General features: G+C 62.6%; 21 protein-coding genes. 5 read left to right on the top strand and 16 right to left on the bottom strand.

Features of this window, described 5'->3' with window-relative positions:
- The coding region (locus LB568_RS22560; protein WP_224731264.1) for a TIGR02281 family clan AA aspartic protease at positions 1-676 on the bottom strand (676 nt) is incomplete at its 3' end.
- Positions 677-737: 61 nt separating this feature from the next.
- On the bottom strand, positions 738-968 hold the full coding sequence (locus tag LB568_RS22565; RefSeq protein WP_013895544.1) for a DUF1289 domain-containing protein: 231 nt from the start codon (positions 966-968) through the stop codon (positions 738-740).
- A 267-nt stretch (positions 969-1,235) separates the two neighbouring features.
- On the opposite strand from LB568_RS22565, the gene LB568_RS22570 reads away from it, so the two are divergent.
- Entirely contained in the window at positions 1,236-2,234 is a 999-nt protein-coding gene (locus LB568_RS22570) for a nicotinate-nucleotide--dimethylbenzimidazole phosphoribosyltransferase (RefSeq protein ID WP_224731265.1), read from the top strand.
- 25 nt (positions 2,235-2,259) lie between these two features.
- Here LB568_RS22570 and LB568_RS22575 read toward each other — a convergent pair whose 3' ends face one another.
- Positions 2,260-3,780 (bottom strand): sensor histidine kinase, encoded by a 1,521-nt coding sequence (locus LB568_RS22575; RefSeq protein ID WP_013895547.1) that lies wholly within the window; start codon positions 3,778-3,780, stop codon positions 2,260-2,262.
- A 75-nt stretch (positions 3,781-3,855) separates the two neighbouring features.
- On the opposite strand from LB568_RS22575, the gene LB568_RS22580 reads away from it, so the two are divergent.
- From LB568_RS22580 to LB568_RS22595, 4 genes are all read left to right on the top strand, one after another.
- Positions 3,856-4,479 carry a thermonuclease family protein gene (locus LB568_RS22580; protein ID WP_013895548.1) on the top strand — a complete coding sequence of 208 codons (624 nt, stop codon included), beginning with the start codon at positions 3,856-3,858 and terminating at the stop codon, positions 4,477-4,479.
- Between the two features lie 32 nt (positions 4,480-4,511).
- A complete protein-coding gene (locus LB568_RS22585) occupies positions 4,512-5,123 on the top strand; it encodes a glutathione S-transferase (RefSeq protein WP_140569731.1) in 612 nt (203 codons plus the stop codon).
- Positions 5,063-5,737 (top strand): uracil-DNA glycosylase family protein, encoded by a 675-nt coding sequence (locus LB568_RS22590; protein WP_041164224.1) that lies wholly within the window; start codon positions 5,063-5,065, stop codon positions 5,735-5,737. Before LB568_RS22585 ends, LB568_RS22590 begins: the two co-directional genes overlap by 61 nt.
- Positions 5,738-5,845: 108 nt before the next feature.
- Positions 5,846-6,337, top strand: a complete 492-nt coding sequence (locus LB568_RS22595) for an Lrp/AsnC family transcriptional regulator (protein ID WP_027169345.1) — start codon at positions 5,846-5,848, stop codon at positions 6,335-6,337.
- A 14-nt stretch (positions 6,338-6,351) separates the two neighbouring features.
- On the opposite strand, the gene LB568_RS22600 is transcribed toward LB568_RS22595, so the two are convergent.
- The 13 genes from LB568_RS22600 to moaA all read right to left on the bottom strand — a co-directional run bounded on the left by LB568_RS22600 (position 6,352) and on the right by moaA (position 16,078).
- Entirely contained in the window at positions 6,352-6,921 is a 570-nt protein-coding gene (locus tag LB568_RS22600) for a DUF3299 domain-containing protein (protein ID WP_140569734.1), read from the bottom strand.
- A gap of 46 nt (positions 6,922-6,967) precedes the next feature.
- Complete coding sequence (locus LB568_RS22605; RefSeq protein ID WP_224731266.1) at positions 6,968-7,546, bottom strand: GNAT family N-acetyltransferase; 579 nt, start codon at positions 7,544-7,546, stop codon at positions 6,968-6,970.
- The gene (locus LB568_RS22610; RefSeq protein ID WP_224731267.1) at positions 7,506-8,210 is read right to left on the bottom strand and encodes a DNA alkylation repair protein; all 705 of its coding nucleotides are present in this window, start codon (positions 8,208-8,210) and stop codon (positions 7,506-7,508) included. The genes LB568_RS22605 and LB568_RS22610 overlap by 41 nt, the downstream gene beginning before the upstream one ends.
- 6 nt (positions 8,211-8,216) lie before the next feature.
- Positions 8,217-9,086, bottom strand: coding sequence for an NAD(P)-dependent oxidoreductase (locus tag LB568_RS22615; protein WP_224731268.1), 870 nt, complete (start codon positions 9,084-9,086; stop codon positions 8,217-8,219).
- A gap of 111 nt (positions 9,087-9,197) precedes the next feature.
- A complete protein-coding gene (locus LB568_RS22620) occupies positions 9,198-10,019 on the bottom strand; it encodes an ABC transporter permease (protein ID WP_023777328.1) in 822 nt (273 codons plus the stop codon).
- A complete protein-coding gene (locus LB568_RS22625; RefSeq protein ID WP_023767677.1) occupies positions 10,016-10,735 on the bottom strand; it encodes an ABC transporter permease in 720 nt (239 codons plus the stop codon). The genes LB568_RS22620 and LB568_RS22625 overlap by 4 nt, the downstream gene beginning before the upstream one ends.
- Before the next feature lie 79 nt (positions 10,736-10,814).
- Entirely contained in the window at positions 10,815-11,600 is a 786-nt protein-coding gene (locus LB568_RS22630; protein WP_013895557.1) for an ABC transporter substrate-binding protein, read from the bottom strand.
- 159 nt (positions 11,601-11,759) lie between these two features.
- Positions 11,760-12,263, bottom strand: coding sequence for a molybdopterin-guanine dinucleotide biosynthesis protein B (mobB, locus tag LB568_RS22635; RefSeq protein WP_224731269.1), 504 nt, complete (start codon positions 12,261-12,263; stop codon positions 11,760-11,762).
- Positions 12,260-12,886, bottom strand: a complete 627-nt coding sequence (gene mobA, locus LB568_RS22640) for a molybdenum cofactor guanylyltransferase MobA (protein WP_224731270.1) — start codon at positions 12,884-12,886, stop codon at positions 12,260-12,262. Before mobA ends, mobB begins: the two co-directional genes overlap by 4 nt.
- Before the next feature lie 90 nt (positions 12,887-12,976).
- Positions 12,977-13,897 carry a DMT family transporter gene (locus LB568_RS22645; protein ID WP_224731271.1) on the bottom strand — a complete coding sequence of 307 codons (921 nt, stop codon included), beginning with the start codon at positions 13,895-13,897 and terminating at the stop codon, positions 12,977-12,979.
- Positions 13,898-14,075: 178 nt separating this feature from the next.
- Positions 14,076-14,435 (bottom strand): hypothetical protein, encoded by a 360-nt coding sequence (locus tag LB568_RS22650; RefSeq protein WP_013895561.1) that lies wholly within the window; start codon positions 14,433-14,435, stop codon positions 14,076-14,078.
- Positions 14,436-14,552: 117 nt separating this feature from the next.
- Positions 14,553-15,026, bottom strand: a complete 474-nt coding sequence (locus LB568_RS22655) for a hypothetical protein (RefSeq protein ID WP_224731272.1) — start codon at positions 15,024-15,026, stop codon at positions 14,553-14,555.
- 56 nt (positions 15,027-15,082) lie between these two features.
- Positions 15,083-16,078, bottom strand: coding sequence for a GTP 3',8-cyclase MoaA (gene moaA, locus LB568_RS22660; RefSeq protein ID WP_224731273.1), 996 nt, complete (start codon positions 16,076-16,078; stop codon positions 15,083-15,085).
- Between the last annotated feature and the right edge of the window lie 46 nt (positions 16,079-16,124).

Raw genomic sequence — 16,124 nt, forward strand, 5'->3', positions numbered from 1 at the left:
GCACGTCGAAGCCCGACAGCGAGCCGATGAAGTTCATGCCGAGCAGGCTCTGGCTGAGCATGCCGGGTGCCGCCACCATCACCGACATGTCCTTGCGCACGATCCCGCCGATCGCCACCTCGTTGGTCTTGACGGCAGCGGCGCGCGCCATGCCGTTGGCGGTCGAAACCGGTATCGTGTAGTTGAGCACCGCCGGATTGAAACCTGCGGCTTGCGCGTCCTGCGATGTCAGCACGGTGCTGGTCGCGCCGGTGTCGACCACGGCGCGGACCGGGTTGCCGTTGATCAGGATGCGCGCTTCGAAGTGGCCATTGTCAGCCTTGTCGAGGGTCACGGTGGCGTGGCCGTCTTCGACGCCGAGCGCCAGCGGACTGCCGGGAACAAGGCCCGCGGTCACCCGGCTGGCAACGTCCTGCAGTTCGTAGCGATACTGATAGCCGGCGATCAGCGCGAGCACGATTGCCGCCCAGGCGCCAAGATTGCGGGCCATGTCGCCCAACGGGCGGCCCGACCGCAGCAGGCCGGCACCGATAAGGGCACCGAAGGCGCCAAGCCAGATCAGCCGGCCGAAATCGTCATTGTCGACGCCGAGCGTGCTGCCGGCGGAATCGTTGAGCATGAGCAGGACTGCCCCCATGCCGATCACGGCCATCAGAATCCAGAACAGCCGGCCCATCCATGCCTCGTTAAACCAAAGAGTTAGAGCAGTTCGCCGTTTCCGTGAAACGATCAACTGCTTAGAGTGCGTCGCGTTCGCGCGCCATGCGGGTGCGGCGCGTTTCCCGGCGCGGCCGGCGCTCGACCGTTTCCAGCCGGGCCGGCAGTTCGGCCATCACGCTGCGGCGCGTTTCCGGCGTCATCCCCATCCAGGCACCGATTTCCTCGCGCGTGCGGCCGCAGCCGAAGCAGAAGCCGGTCTTCATGTCGATCGAGCAGACGAGGATGCACGGGGATTCGATGGCCGTCATGACTTTCTCTTGAGGTTTCCGCTCGGAATCCCTCGTTCCATCTCCACATGGTGCAACGGCAAAGCCAATGCAAGCCCTCGCGATCGCGCCCTCCGCCGCCGTCTTTGCGGCAATCAAGCAAGAAGGACGATCGGGCAAGAAGGACGATCGGGCAAGAAGGACGATCGGGCAAGAAGGGCGACCGGGCAAGAAGGACGATCGAGAGGTTGTGCCGATCACGCAAGGCAGCTATGCCGCTCACCACCTCCAGGAACGATTGCTCCCGACATGACCAGCGCACTGCCTTTCGACGATTTTCGCCACCTGCTCGCCAACCTGCCGGCAGCCGACATGACAGCCCAGGCACGCGTACGCACGCTGTTCGCCAAAGCCGACAAACCGGGGAATTCGCTTGGCCGTATAGAGGACGTCGCCGCGTGGCTTGCGGCCTGGAGCGGCCGGACTCCGCCCGCCGTGACAAGGCCGCTGATGGCGGTCTTTGCCGGCAATCATGGGGTTGTCAGGCACGGCATTTCGCCGCGTCCGGTGGCGGCTACCGCCAACGCGGTCGAGCTTTGCGCGGCTGGCGGCGCCGCGATCAACCAGATCTGCATTGCTAACGACCTTGGGCTGAAAGTGTTCGATCTTGCCCTGCACATCGCGACCGGCGACATCACCGTGGACGCCGCGCTCGACGAGCGCGGCTGCGCGGCCACCATGGCCTTCGGCATGGAAGCGATTGCCGGAGGCACCGACCTGCTTTGCCTCGGCGATCTGGGCGTCGGCAATTCGACCGTCGCCGCGGCCTTGCTCGCCTCGCTGTTCGGGGGCAGGGGTGCCGACTGGATCGGCCCGGGGTCCGGCGCCGATGCGGCGATGCAGGCCCGCAAGGCGGACGTCGTCGATGCGGCGCTGGCCTTTCACGCCGGCCATCTCGATGACCCGTTGGAGGTGCTGCGCCGGGTCGGCGGCCGCGAGTTCGCGGCGATGGCCGGCGCCATCCTCGCCGCGCGGATGCAGAATATCCCCGTGCTGCTCGACGGCTTTGCCGCGACGGCCGCCGCGGCGGTGCTGCATGCCGCGAACCCTTCGGCAATAGACCATTGTCTTCTTGCCAGCCTGTCGCCGGAGCCGGGCCACGCACAGGCCGCCGAACGGCTCGGCCTTCGACCGCTGCTCGACTGGGGCATAAGCCACGGCGAAGGGGCAGGGGCAGCGCTTGGCGCAGGCCTGGTCAAGGCGGCGGCACTGACCAGCTCGGGCATGGCAGCCGCTGTTCGAGGCTAGACGCTCCGCGCTTCGATGAAATCCGCTATCGCCGCCGTGCCGCCACCGCCGCGGTCGGCAAAGCCGGCAGTTCTTCCATCACCCGGCTCAGCGGGAAGATGGCGATCGCCTCGGTGCCTTCGCGCAGCTTGGAATGAAGTTCGAACTCGCCGCCATGCATGGCGAGCAGGCCTTGCACGATCGGCAGGCCAAGCCCCGTGCCTTGTTCGGCGCTCTTGATGGCGATAGAGCCCTGGCCGAAAGCCGAGAGCACCACCGGGATCTCGTCTTCGGGGATGCCCGGGCCATTGTCCTTGATCGAAATGTATTGTCCACCGCCCGCCGTCCAGCCGACGCGCACGCGGATCTCGCCGCCGGTGGCGGTGAACTTGATGGCGTTGGACAGAAGATTGAGTGTGATCTGGCGCAAGGCGCGCTCATCGGCGAACAGGCGCGGCAATGTCTGTTCGAAATCCTGGATCACGCGAATATCCTTGTTGCGTGCCTTCAGCTCCATCATGTGGCAGCAATCCTCGACGATGTTGAGCAACATCACCGGCTCTTCATTGAGCTGGTAGCGGCCGGCTTCGATGCGCGAGAGGTCGAGGATCTCGTTGATCAGGTCGAGCAGATGCTGGCCGGAATCATGCACGTCATGCGCGTAGTCGCGATAGGTCGGATTGCTCATCGGCCCCAGCACCTCGTTCGCCATCACCTCGGAAAAGCCGAGAATGGCGTTGAGCGGCGTGCGCAATTCGTGGCTCATCGAAGCGAGGAAACGCGATTTTGCCAAATTGGCATCCTCGGCCCGCCGCCGCGCCTCGTCCGACATCGATTTCGCTGTCTCCAGTTCGGCGATCAGCGCGTCCTTTTCCGAGCGGAACGACAACATCATGAGGGATGAATCGTTGAGGTGACGGGCGACATAGGCGAAGAAAGGCAACGACAAGACCAGCAGTCCGGCCATGATCGCCTCGAGCGGCATCCACAGCTTGGCGCCGGCATAGGCATAAAGCGCCACCGGAACGGCAAAGGTCGCCAACAGTGCCCCGCGAAGGGACGAGGCCATGATAGCCGTCCCCGCCATGGCAAACAACAGAACCACCGCCTTGACCACATGCAACTGGTCGACCGCGCAGGCGCCGCAGCCCAGCCAGACGAACCATGCCCAGCCGAGACCGCAAAGGAAATGGCCGACCAGGAATTCCCTGCGCGCTTGCAATGGGTTGAGCTCGGAAGCTTCCGTGCGCTCGATCCGACGCGCCATGAAGACGACGATCGTGTAGCAGGTGAGCGTGAATAGCGCCCAAAGCCCAATCTCATTGCCGACGCCGGCGAGCCGGCCGGCCGCGGCGATCGCCAGAACGAGCAGCGGGATGACCACGGCGCCGCTTGTCATCGCGCGGGCGTGCAGTTTCAGGAGTTCGCGGTCGAAATCGAGATTGCCGGCCTGCTGCGAAAGACGGTCGCGCGTCTTGCGCACCGCGCGTGCCACATCGCTGTTGCGATGGGGTTTCCTGCGGTCCACAATGAACTTGTCCGCTGTGTTCGAGCGTTGCAAAGGCATGGAAACTTCAATTTATGCGCGCAGCGATTTCAAGGTGTTAAGCTACGTTCGAATGATTAACCAACCGTTTGCCATATGAGTCGTTCCTGGTCGCCAAGACCGCGCCGGCGATACGCGGCGCCGCGCCCGAGAAGCTTGTGGCGCAAGCTGCTGGACTACGGCCTGGCTGCCATCATCCTGGGACTGCTGATCTTGCTCGCGGCGCGCCTCGACCGGGTCGAGACGCGCAAGACGCAAGGCACGGCCATCGTCAATGACGGCGATTCCATCACGCTCGGCACCGAACGCATCCGCATGCGCGGCATCGACGCCCCTGAATACACCCAGACCTGCCGCAGGAACGGCGCCGATTATCCCTGTGGCACGCTTGCGCGCCAGTCGCTGGTGCGCCTGATCGCCGGCAGGCCCGTCACCTGCAGCGGCTGGCAGCGTGACCGCTATGGCCGGTTGCTTGGCGACTGCAAGGCCGGGGGCACCGACCTCAACCGCGCCCAGGTCGAGGCCGGCTGGGCCGTCGCCTATGGCGGCTTCGAAAGCGAGGAAGCAACTGCCCGCGCGGCGAAATCTGGTATCTGGGCGGGCACGTTCGATCAGCCGCAGGACTGGCGCGACAGCCATCACGGCGAGGTCGTCGAACGAAAACACGGTACGCTGGCGTCGATCGGCGACGCCGCTCGGGAGATTTTTCGCTTCTGGTGAAGCGCATCTGCCTGGAGGAAAAGGAGGATCGAATGAAGCTCTTCGACGGTGGCCGGGCGCCCAACCCGCGGCGGGTTCGTGTTTTCCTTGCCGAGAAGGGGATCGCGGTGCCGCTGGTGTCCATCGACATGGGCGCGCTGGAGCACAAGGGCCAGGCGGTACGTTCACGCAACCCCTTGCAAAGGCTGCCGGTGCTGGAACTCGATGACGGCACCGTCATCACCGAATCCGTTGCCATCTGCCGCTATTTCGAGGAGTTGCATCCGGAGCCGGCCCTGTTCGGACGCGGTGCGCTCGGCAAGGCGCAGGTCGAGATGTGGCAGAGGCGGATGGAGTTCAACCTGCTCAGCAGCGTCACGCAGGCTTTTCGCCACATCCATCCGGCCATGAAGGACTGGGAAATCCCGCAGATCCCCGAATGGGGCGAGGCCAACAAGCCGAAGGCCGTCGAATTTCTCAAACTTCTCGACGGCGAGTTGGCGAACCGGGAATTCGCCGCCGGCGACGATTATTCGATTGCCGATATCACCGGCCTGATCGCCGTCGACTTCATGAAACCGGCACGCATCAAGGTGCCGGAGGAATGCACCAATGTGCTGCGTTGGCATCAAACGATCTCCAGCCGGCCGAGTGCGGCTGCTTGAGCGTGGAACTCGACAGCTTCGCGGCAGCAGTCCGCGCCTGCCGCATCTGCGTCGAAAATCCCATCGGCAAACCGCTGCCGCATGAGCCGCGACCGGTGCTGCGGCCATCGTCCAGCGCCCGCATCCTCATCGCCAGCCAGGCGCCGGGAACCAAGGTGCACCTGTCAGGCATGCCGTTCACCGATGCCTCGGGCGACCGCCTGCGCAACTGGCTCGGCGTGACCAGCGACGAATTCTACGACACGGAGAAATTCGCCATCGTGCCGATGGGCTTCTGCTTTCCGGGACAGGACGCCAAGGGCGGCGACCTGCCGCCGAGGCGCGAATGCGCGCCTGCCTGGCGCGCGCCCTTGATGGCCCTGATGCCGCGGATAGACCTGGTGCTGACGATCGGCATCTATGCGCAATCCTGGCACATGGGCGCCGCGCGCCGCCCCTCGCTGACGGAAACGGTGAGGGACTGGCGCGCCATCTGGGAGAATTCCGTTGGTGCGAAAGTCTTGCCGCTGCCGCATCCGTCCTGGCGCAATACCGGCTGGTTGAAGCAGAATCCGTGGTTTGAAATGGATTTGCTGCCTTTCCTGCGGTCGGAAATCCGCTATCGCCTTGGCTAGGCATTCAGCAAGAAATCACTCGCTTTTACGCCGTTCGGCAGAATTTCTTTCTTGTGAAAGGCCGAAATAAGAGGGAGTATAGCCAATCTATTCCCCAGGAGCGCTTCAATGGACCGCCTTGACAGAAAAATTCTCCGCCTCCTGCAGGAGGACGCGACGCTCGCGGTCGCCGATGTCGCCAAGAAAGTCGGTCTGTCGACCACACCTTGCTGGCGCCGGATCCAGAAGCTCGAGGAAGAGGGCGTCATCAAGCGGCGCGTCGCCATTCTCGATCATGAGAAGGTCAATGTGCGGGTCACCGTCTTCGTGTCGATCCGCACCAATTCGCACAGCCACGAATGGCTGCGGCGGTTTTCCGAGGTCATCCAGGAATTTCCCGAGGTGGTCGAGTTCTACCGCATGAGCGGTGACGTCGATTATCTCTTGCGCGTCGTGGTGCCCGACATTGCCGCCTATGACGCCTTCTACAAGCGGCTGATCGCCAAGATCGAGATCCGTGACGTGTCGTCGTCCTTCGCCATGGAGCAGATCAAGTACACCACCGAAATCCCGCTCGACTACATGATGCTGGACAAGGAATCGGGTGCCAACGCGGCCTGAGACAAGGTTGCTCCTCAGTTCTTCTTTTTGTTGAGGAAACTCCAGGGCGAATTCACCGGCAAGGTGATGGTGTCCGGTACGGTGTCGACGCCGACCACCTCCGCCTTGCGCACGCTATATCCGGACTGAATGACGCTGACGCCGTCGAGAATGAACAGCTGGCTCTTCTCCATGTCCGGCCTCAGGGCGCCGGTGACGGCCACCGGCTGGTAGGCTTGCGAGATCTTGTATGGACGGGCTGGTGTGACCAGCACGATCTGGTTGGGCGGTGGCGTCGGCATGTGGCTGCACGCACCCGTCCACGGCACCAGCAGAAACTGATAGACGAGGTCGCCGTCGCGATCGACCGGCAATGCATAGCCGGCCAATTCTATGGTCTTGTCCCTTAGATCGAGCGACAGCGTCTCGCCGTGATCGGGCAGCTTTGCCGCGATCATCGGCAACCCTGCGTCTTCGGCAACCGCCTGGGTCGCCGGGCGGAGATCCTTCCAGAATATATGTGAGGTTTCGGCCGAGGCGGAAGTGGCCGCGGATGCAAACAGTGCGGCCGCGAGCGCTACGATCGACTTGAGAAGATTGCTCATCGGCCGCTTCCTTTGCGGGCGAGTAAAGACGCCGCCGCCGATGACGTCAACGCTCCAACCGCATCACATGTCGGCGAGAACCAGCCATGCCGATCTCGTGGAAGCCGCGAACCGCAAATAGATCGCGAAAGCCCATAAAACGATAACTCGGCGACGCATCCTCCACCGGATAGGCCTCGATGATGCGCGCCCCCTTGGCGAAGGCATGGTCAATGGCTGCGTCGAGCAATGCGGAGGCAAGGCCACCGCCGCGCAGCGCCCTTGGCACATAAAAGCAGACGATCGACCACACGCCGGTCTCGCTGTCATCTTGCCGATTTGAAAGCCTGCGGTAGGTTTCGCGCGGCGCAACGGAACACCAGCCGACCGCCTTGCCGTCTATCTCGGCGAGGATGCCGACTGGTGTGCCGGTATGGATGAGCGCCGTCATCAGGCGTTTCTTCTCGTCGCTCTGGATATGTTCGCGGCCGGAGTACCGCCATGCCATGCACCAGCAATATTTCGGCGCGCCGGGCTGTTCGAACAAGGTCTCGAAGCCGCCGCGCGTTGCCCGCGTCACCTCGGTGAAACGGATATTGGCGATGTCAAACTTTTCTGACGGCGAGGCGTTCGAGTGTCTTGGCATCGGATAGTTCCTTCGCGGCGTCCTTGCCGATCCAGCGCGCGGTCTTGTCCGTGGCGGCCGCAAGTTTCCGCGCCAGGACAAGGGCAGGGGCATGCAAGTCCGTCGAGCGCTTGCCGATTTGCCGCAACGCCCAGTTGACCGCCTTCCTGACGAAGTTGCGCTCATCGCCGGCATGGGCTTCGATCAAAGGCAGGTAGGACAGGAACGTCGCGTCCGGCTCCTTCTTCAAATGCACGGCTGCCCATGCGAGCATGGCAAAGGCTGTGCGGCGCACGAATTCACGCTCGTCGACGGCGAACTCCTCGATCAGCTCGCGCCAGAACGGCGTATCGACGAACAGGTCGGAGACAGTGTCGACGATCTCCCAGGAATCGAAGTCGCCGGCCCAGCGGCGGCAATCTTCGATGGTGATCCTCTTCGGCTCGCCGGTGAACGCCGCCATCAGCCGCGCTTCGCGAATGCCGCTGTTCCACAGCGCCAGGGACCGCTCGTGGTTGCGCTTCAGCTTGCGCGCCAGGGGCCGCAAATCCGTGTTGCCGACGCCGAGCGCGGTGGCGGTGTTGATGCCGAACCGGGCCATGCCGGCGCGGTTCTCCTTGGTGCCGATCGAGCGCAGATGCGTGACGATGTCCTGCGCGGTCCAACCTGGAACGGGCAGGGACATCGTCGCCTACTTCTCCAGCCGCGCCAGCAGCGAGGACGTGTCCCAACGCTTGCCACCCATCGCCTGCACGTCCTTGTAGAACTGGTCGACAAGCGCGGTCACCGGCAGCCTGGCGCCATTGCGATCGGCCTCCGCCAGGCAGATGCCGAGATCCTTGCGCATCCAGTCGACGGCGAAACCGAAATCATATTTTCCGGCGTTCATCGTCTTGTGCCGGTTTTCCATCTGCCACGAACCGGCGGCGCCCTTGGAGATCACCTCGATCACCTTCTCGATGTCGAGCCCGGCCTTCTTGCCGAAATGGATGCCTTCGGCCAAACCCTGCACGAGGCCGGCAATGGTGATCTGGTTGATCATCTTGGTGAGCTGGCCGGCGCCCACCGGTCCCATCAGTCCAACCATGCGGGCATAGGCGTCGATGATCGGCCTGGCGCTGTCGAAAGCAGCCTGGTCGCCGCCGACCATGACTGTCAGGACGCCGTTCTCGGCGCCGGCCTGGCCACCAGAGACGGGCGCGTCCAGGAAGGAAAACCCGCTCGACCGCGCGGCTTCCGCCAGTTCGCGCGCGACTTCCGCCGAGGCCGTGGTGTTGTCGATGAAGACAGAACCTTTCTTCATTGCCTTGAACGCGCCTTCGGGACCTATCGTCACCGAGCGCAGATCGTCGTCATTGCCGACGCAGGAAAAGACGAAATCCTTGCCCTCGGCGGCCTGCGCCGGCGTCGCGGCAAGGCTGCCGCCATGTTGAGTGACCCACTGTTCGGCTCTCGTGCGGGTGCGGTTATAGACGGTGACGTCGTGGCCGACCTTGTTCTTCAGGTGCCCGGCCATGGGATAGCCCATGACGCCAAGACCGAGAAATGCCACAGATGCCATGAGCTTGCCCTTCAGACTGAAAATGGAATTGTTGCGAAAGCTCTAGGCTCTGCGCTCAATTCGTCAAGACGCGCATGGTCCGATCGACTGGTACAGCCGAATCGAAAATGATCAGCGTTTCAGGTGGATGGTGATCCGTCGCTCGATCCATTCGATGCCATGGCGCAACAACTCCACCATGACAAGATACACCAGGGCAACCCAGATATAGGCCTGGATGTCGAAGGAGTTGGCGAAGGCGAGTTTTGCATTGCCCATCAGGTCGTAGACAGTGATGATGGCGACGATCGCCGACGCCTTGACCATCAGGATCAGCTCATTGCCGTAAGGCCGCAAGGCGACGATCAGCGCTTGCGGCAGGACGATCTTGCGCAGCGTCTGCAATTTGTGCAGGCCAAGCGAAGCAGCTCCTTCCCACTGGCCCCTCGGCACGCTCTCGATGGCGCCGCGCAGGATTTCCGCCTGGTAGGCGGCGGTGTTGAGCGAAAAGGCAAAGACGCCACAGTTGAAAGCATCCTTGAAAAAATCCCAGAGCCCGATCATCTGGAGCTCCGGCCGGAACGAGCCCAGCCCATAATAGACCAGGAATGTCTGGACCAGCAGCGGCGTGCCCCGGAAAAAGTAGACGTAGCAATAGGCAAGGCCGGACAGGATCCGGTTCCTGGACATACGCCCATAGGCAACAGGCACGGACAAAACAGCGCCAAGCACCATCGAAATGGCCACCAGCGACAGGGTGACGCCCAGCCCCCGCAGATAGGCCGGCGCATATTTGGCGAAGAAGGCGGCGTTCCAGGCAAAGAAGAGGTAGCTGACGATGCCAAGGCCAAAGGCTATCCACAGTCCAACCAGCGCATAGCCGACGATACGCTTGCGTGGCCAGCCGCGCACCTGCGGCGGCGGCCGTTCAACCATCGTGGCCGTGGCACTCATCGTTGCGCCTCCCGTTTGCCGAGCGAGCGCAAGATGGCGCTGGTGGCGAAAGACGACACGATGGCCAGACCGAGAAAGACCAAGGCCGCCACGCCATAAAACAGGAACGAATGTTTTGTCACGCGAGCGGCCACACCGGCGTTGCGCAACGTCTCGGCCAGACCGACGACCGACACCAGCGAGGTGTCCTTCAACAGGCTGAGCCAGCAATTTTCGAGACCGGGGAAGGCGATGCGCAGCAGTTGCGGCAAGATCACCTTGCGCATTGTCTGCCCGTAGGAAAGACCGATGGCGTAGCCACCCTCATATTGGCCCTTCGGGATGGCACGAAAGGCCGAAAGGAAAACCTCGCTGGCGTAGGATGAGAAGATCAGCGAGAGCACGATCATCCCGGCGACGAAGCTGTTGACGTCGATCGTCGCTTCGGGGCGGAAATAGCGGATGAGGTGCTGCAGCAGGATCGGCACGCCGAAGAAGAACAGGAAGAGCGTCACCAGTTCCGGCAGGCCACGGAAGACCGTGGTGTAGATATTGGCAGCGAGGCGCAGTGAGGGCTCTTCGGATTGCTTGCCCAGCGCGATGAAAAAGCCAATCGTCAAGCCAATGGGCAGCGTCGCCAGTGCGAGCAGAACCGTTACTACGATGCCATACGCAATATCATCACTCCAGCCATCAGGTCCCCAACTGAGAAGTGTCCATATGCTCTGGGCTGGCATCGACGGATCTTATCCCCACGGCGTTCCCAAGATGAATAGAAAGACGGCGGGGAATTCCCCGCCGTCTTGAACCTGTCTATCAGGACTCGGCGCCGTAGACGTCGAACTTGAAGTACTTGTCGTTGATTTCCTTGTATTTTCCATTGGCGCGGATGGCGTCGATGGCTTCATTGAGCTTGTTGACCAGGTCAGTCTCGCCCTTGCGCACCGCAATGCCTGCGCCCGGTCCGAAGATATCGACGGGTTGCGGCGACGGCTGGCCGAGGATCTTGCAGCAGGCGCCATCAGGCGAATCCAGCCATTGCTGCAGCACGACGATGTCGTCCTCGATGGCGTCGAGACGACCATTGGCAAGATCTGCCTGCTCTTCGGGGCTGCTCGGATAGCCCTTCACGGTGCTGTCGGTGTAGGTCTTCGAGGCATAATTGAAATGGGTGGTCGTGGTGGCGACACCGATGGTCTTGCCGGCGAGATCTTCCTTGGTCACACCCTTCAGCGTCGAGTCTTTCGGCACGGCGAGCGCCGAGGGTGTGTTGTAGTATTTGTGCGAGAAGTCGACCTTTTCCTTCCGCTCCGGCGTGATCGACATCGAGGCGACGATGGCATCGAACTTGCCAGCCTGAAGCGCCGGGATGATGCCGTCCCAATCCTGGGCGACGAAGGTGCACTTGACCTTCATCTGGTCGCAAAGCGCCTGGGCGATGTCGATGTCGAAGCCGACGAGCTTGCCGTCAGACGTCAGGTTGTTGAACGGGGGGTAGGCGCCCTCGGTGCCGATCCTCAGGGTTTTCTCCTGGGCCTGGGCTACGCCGAGCGTCAGCAGCGCGGCCGATGCGGCGAGCGCGATACGCAGTGCAATACGCATGATAGTCCTCTCTTTACGGTCCCGGCCGTCGTTCCGAAACGGCTCTGTGGGGCGGTGCTTTTGACCGCCCGCTGACGGCGATACTCCCACTCTTTCCAAGAAAAAAGCAACTGCAAAACCACCAAAATCGGCAATGGCGTTCTGCCGTTACGTTAGTTCTCAAGCAATGAGGCCGGTCGTGCGCTCGATGAAGTCGGCTATCGATTTTACGTCATCGAGGTCGAATGCCGGCAGGCTCTTGTCCGCGATGGCGAAATCCGCGGCGACAGCGACAATATTGGGATCGTCCGCCGAAAGCGGCGTCTGGTCCTTTGCTTCCAGCCGCCTGGTTTCGATCTTGCGGTGGGATTCGCGCTTGTAGCCTTCGACCAGCACGATGTCGCACGGGGCGAGCCGCGAGAGGATGCCGTCCAGCGGCGGTTCATCCTCGCCACGCAGCTCGTGCATCAGCGCCCAGCGATTGCCGGACACGATCGCAACCTCGGTGGCGCCGGCCTGCCGATGGCGGAAGCTGTCGGTGCCCGGCTTGTCGATGTCGAAATCATGATGGGCATGTTTGACCGTCGAGACCTTCCAGCCGCGCCGCACGAGCTCGGCAACCAGCTTTTCGGTCAGTGTGGTCTTGCCGGAGTTCTTCCAGCCGGTGATGCCGAAGATGTTCATGGCGTCATGCTGTGCAACAGGCGCGCGGCCTGGGCAAGATCGTCGGGCACGTTGATGTTGAAGAAAGGGTCGAGCCCGGCGGATTGCAGGACCGGGAATTCCACCTCGACATGGCCATGTCGCTCGATGAAGGTCGAAACCCGCCGGTTGTCCTCATCGACCAGAAAGTGCCGCAGCGCATCACGGCATCCGACCGGCCACAGCGCGAAGGTCGGGTGCCATCGGCCGGCCGAAGAGGCGACGGCAATTGACCCTGGATGCTCGCCTGCCGCCGCCGCCAGGCGGTCGACGAGGTCAAGCGGCAGGAAAGGCGTATCGCCGGCCGCGGTGACGATCGCCTTGCAGTGCGTGCCGGCAACGGCCCATTCGAGGCCGGTCAGGACGCCGGCCAACGGACCGGCAAAGCCCGGGACCGTGTCTGCAAGCACGGGTAAACCGAAACGGGAAAAGCGTGCCGGATCGCCATTGGCGCTCAGCGCCAGGGTCTTGATCTGCGGGCCGAAGCGCGACAGCACCTGGTCGAGCACGCAGCCGCCGCCGAGCGGCAACAGGCTCTTGTCGCCACCGCCCATTCGTCTCGACTGGCCACCAGCCAGGATGATCCCTGCGACGTCTCGTTTCATGACGCTCAGCCTGTAGGCCTGCCGCCGGAAATCGCAAGCAACTTCCTGGACCCCCTCTTTCCAGATCCCGTCTGGCTAGATCCCATCTTCCTAGATACCATCTGGCGCCATGGCCGGCCCGGTGCTTTCGGCGACGATCCTTCGCCGGCCGACCACCCGTTCGCGATAGAGCGTATAGAGACCCGAGCCGACGACTATTGTTGCGCCGACGATCATCGGCGCGTCCGGAAAATCGCCGAAGACGATCAAGCCGAGCAGTATGGACCAGAGGAGCGCGGTGTAGCGGAAAGGCGCGACGAAGGAGATTTCGCCCGAGCGCATCGCCATGATGATGAACTGATAGCCGACGAGCACCAGCACCGCCGCCAGCGCCAGCAGCGCCGTGCTTTTGCCGGTCATCGGCGTCCAGCCGCCCATCGGCGCCAGCAACGCCGCTCCGACGACGGTCATCGCAAGGGCGGTGGCGGTCGAGACGAGCATGGTCGGGATGGCCCGAGGGATGCGCCTGGTGGCGAGATCGCGCACGGTGCAGCAGGCAACGCTGGCCAGCGCCCAAAGGGAATACAGGCTGAAACCGTCAAAGCCCGGTCGCACGATGATCATAACGCCGGCGAAACCGGCGGCTATCGCCAGCCAGCGCCGCCAGCCAACCGCTTCGCCGAAAAACAGCGCCGCACCCATCGTCACCGCCAGCGGCAGCGCCTGCAGAACGGCCGAGACACTGCCGATCGGCAGATGGGCCAGCGCCACGAGGAATGACACTGTAGCGCCGGCTTCGGCTAGGACGCGGATTGCCACCAAAGGCTGCAGCATCAGGCGCGGCTGGAAAAGCGCGCCACGCTGCCAGGCCAGCAGGCCGACGAAGAGCGAGGCGAACGCTCCCCTGATCAGCATGACCTGCGCCATGTTCATCGATTGCGACGAGTATTTGGTGATGGCGTCGTTGAGCGTGAAGCCAACCATCGCCACTATCATGAACAACGCGCCGCGAAGATTTGGAGAAAGAGGCAAGACATCTACCGTTTGCTTTGGCAAGCAAGCCTGTAACAGCCCGCCGCGAAACAGCAACGGCAAAGGGCTGTACCAGGGCCGGGTCGTCCATCGTCCTGATGGGAAATCATGCCCGGATTCGTGGCGTATCTTGCCGGAAAGCGAATTCGCATCCCGACAAGCCGTGCCGCCGAGGTGGCTATTTCTTCGGCGTCAGGATCTCGGTGCCGTTGCCTTCCTTGCCGGCGATCGTCCACAGGCCATGCAGCGAGCCATCATCCTGAACCTTGTAGACGACGAGGCCGATATCCTTGTCCATGACATAGCCGGCCGAAAAGGCATTGTCGTTGCGCATGCAGATGCCGTCGGAAGAAGAGCCGCCCGTCTCCCAATGGATCGTGCAGGTGGTTCCGCTGGTCAGCGTGATGGTGGCCTCGCCGCCATAGGGCGATCCGTCGAAATTGGTGCCGGCAACGGTGTAGGTGCCGCCGATCGACTGGGCTGCCGCGGGCACGGCCGCAAGGCCGAGCAATGCGAGAGAAAGAATGAGTTTGCGCATGATGTACCCCCTGTGAGCGACGATTCCGCCGCGGGGAAAGCTAGGCCGGAACGCGCTGGCGGTAAATCCGACAACCGTTTGCGGATCAGACTTTTTCTGGGATGTGCTGGAGAATGCTCATGGCCCTTTGAGACTGCCGGTGATCGCACCGACCAGCGGGTCGTATTTCGATCTCACAGCCGGCGGGTAATCGATCCACACCGTGCGGATGACGCTGTCCCTTCCGAACAAACGCCGCTCGTAGAAGATCTTGTCGTCCTTGAGCCCCGACAACACCGCCCAGTCCTTGCCGGTCTTGCTGTAGGTGATCTTGTAGCCTGGCTCCTTGCTCGCCTTCTCTTCGGCGAGAAACCCTTTCGGGGTTTCGTCGTCGATGTTGGCGATGCCGGAGCAGGTCAGGCTGGCGCCGTCCGCGCTCAGCCATACCTGTCCGTCGCCATTGTCCGGCTCAGGCTGGCGATCGTTGAAGATCTCATCCGGGAAGGTGCAGACCGTGCCGAAACGCTCGTTCATATAGGTGAAAGGCGCGGCGATCGCGGCGCTTGCCGAAATCGTCGCGAAAGACGTCACGATCGAAAAGAACCGCCGCATGCCTTGCCCGTAGTCCGATGGCCACGAGGCAATCCTTGCACAAATCGGTGGGAAGGTCAGCCGCCGGTGACGCTCATATGCCGGGACACCGATGGGCGGCTGGTTCGGCGGTCGATGATGAAATCATGACCTTTGGGCTTGCGGCCGATGGCTTCGTCGATAGCGTCGGCGAGCAACTCATTGCCTTCGGACGCACGCAAGGGCGCGCGCAGATCGGCGGCATCTTCCTGGCCGAGGCACATATAGAGCGTGCCGGTGCAGGTCAGCCGGACGCGATTGCAGCTCTCGCAGAAATTGTGCGTCATCGGTGTGATGAAGCCGAGTTTTCCACCCGTCTCGGCGACATGAACGTAACGCGCCGGGCCGCCGGTCTTGAAGGGGATGTCGGTCAGCGTGAACTGGCGCTCCAGCGAGGCCCGCAGCAGCGACAGCGGCAGGTACTGGTCTGTGCGGTCGGCGTCGATCTCGCCCATAGGCATGGTTTCGATGACCGTCAGGTCCATGCCGCGGCCATGCGCCCAGCGCATCATCTCGGGCAGTTCGGCGTCGTTGAAATCCTTCAGCGCCACCGCGTTGAGCTTGACCTTCAGTCCGGCCGCCTGCGCGGCCTCTATGCCGGCCATGACCTTGTCGAGATGGCCCCAGCGGGTGATCTTGTGGAACTTGTCGGCGTCGAGCGTATCGAGCGAAACATTGATGCGCTTGACGCCGCAATCGGCGAGTTCGGCGGCGAAGCGCGCAAGCTGCGAGCCGTTGGTCGTCAGCGTCAATTCTTCCAGGGCGCCGCTTTCGAGATGCCTCGACAGCTGGCGCACCAGATGCATGATGTTCTTGCGCACCAGCGGTTCACCGCCGGTGAGGCGCAGCCGTCTGACACCTTTTTCGATGAAGACGGTGCAGAGCCGGTCGAGTTCTTCCAGCGACAGCAGGTCCTTCTTGGGCAGGAAGGCCATGTCCTCGGCCATGCAATAGGTGCAACGGAAATCGCAGCGGTCGGTGACCGACACTCTGAGATAGCTGATCGTGCGACCGAAGGGGTCGATCATGTCCATGCCTCAAGCGCTTCCCGTAGCCGTGAGTGGCATCGTTATATACCGC

The sequence above is a fragment of the Mesorhizobium sp. B263B2A genome (assembly GCF_020165775.1).
In the GTDB taxonomy this organism is placed as follows: domain Bacteria; phylum Pseudomonadota; class Alphaproteobacteria; order Rhizobiales; family Rhizobiaceae; genus Mesorhizobium; species Mesorhizobium opportunistum.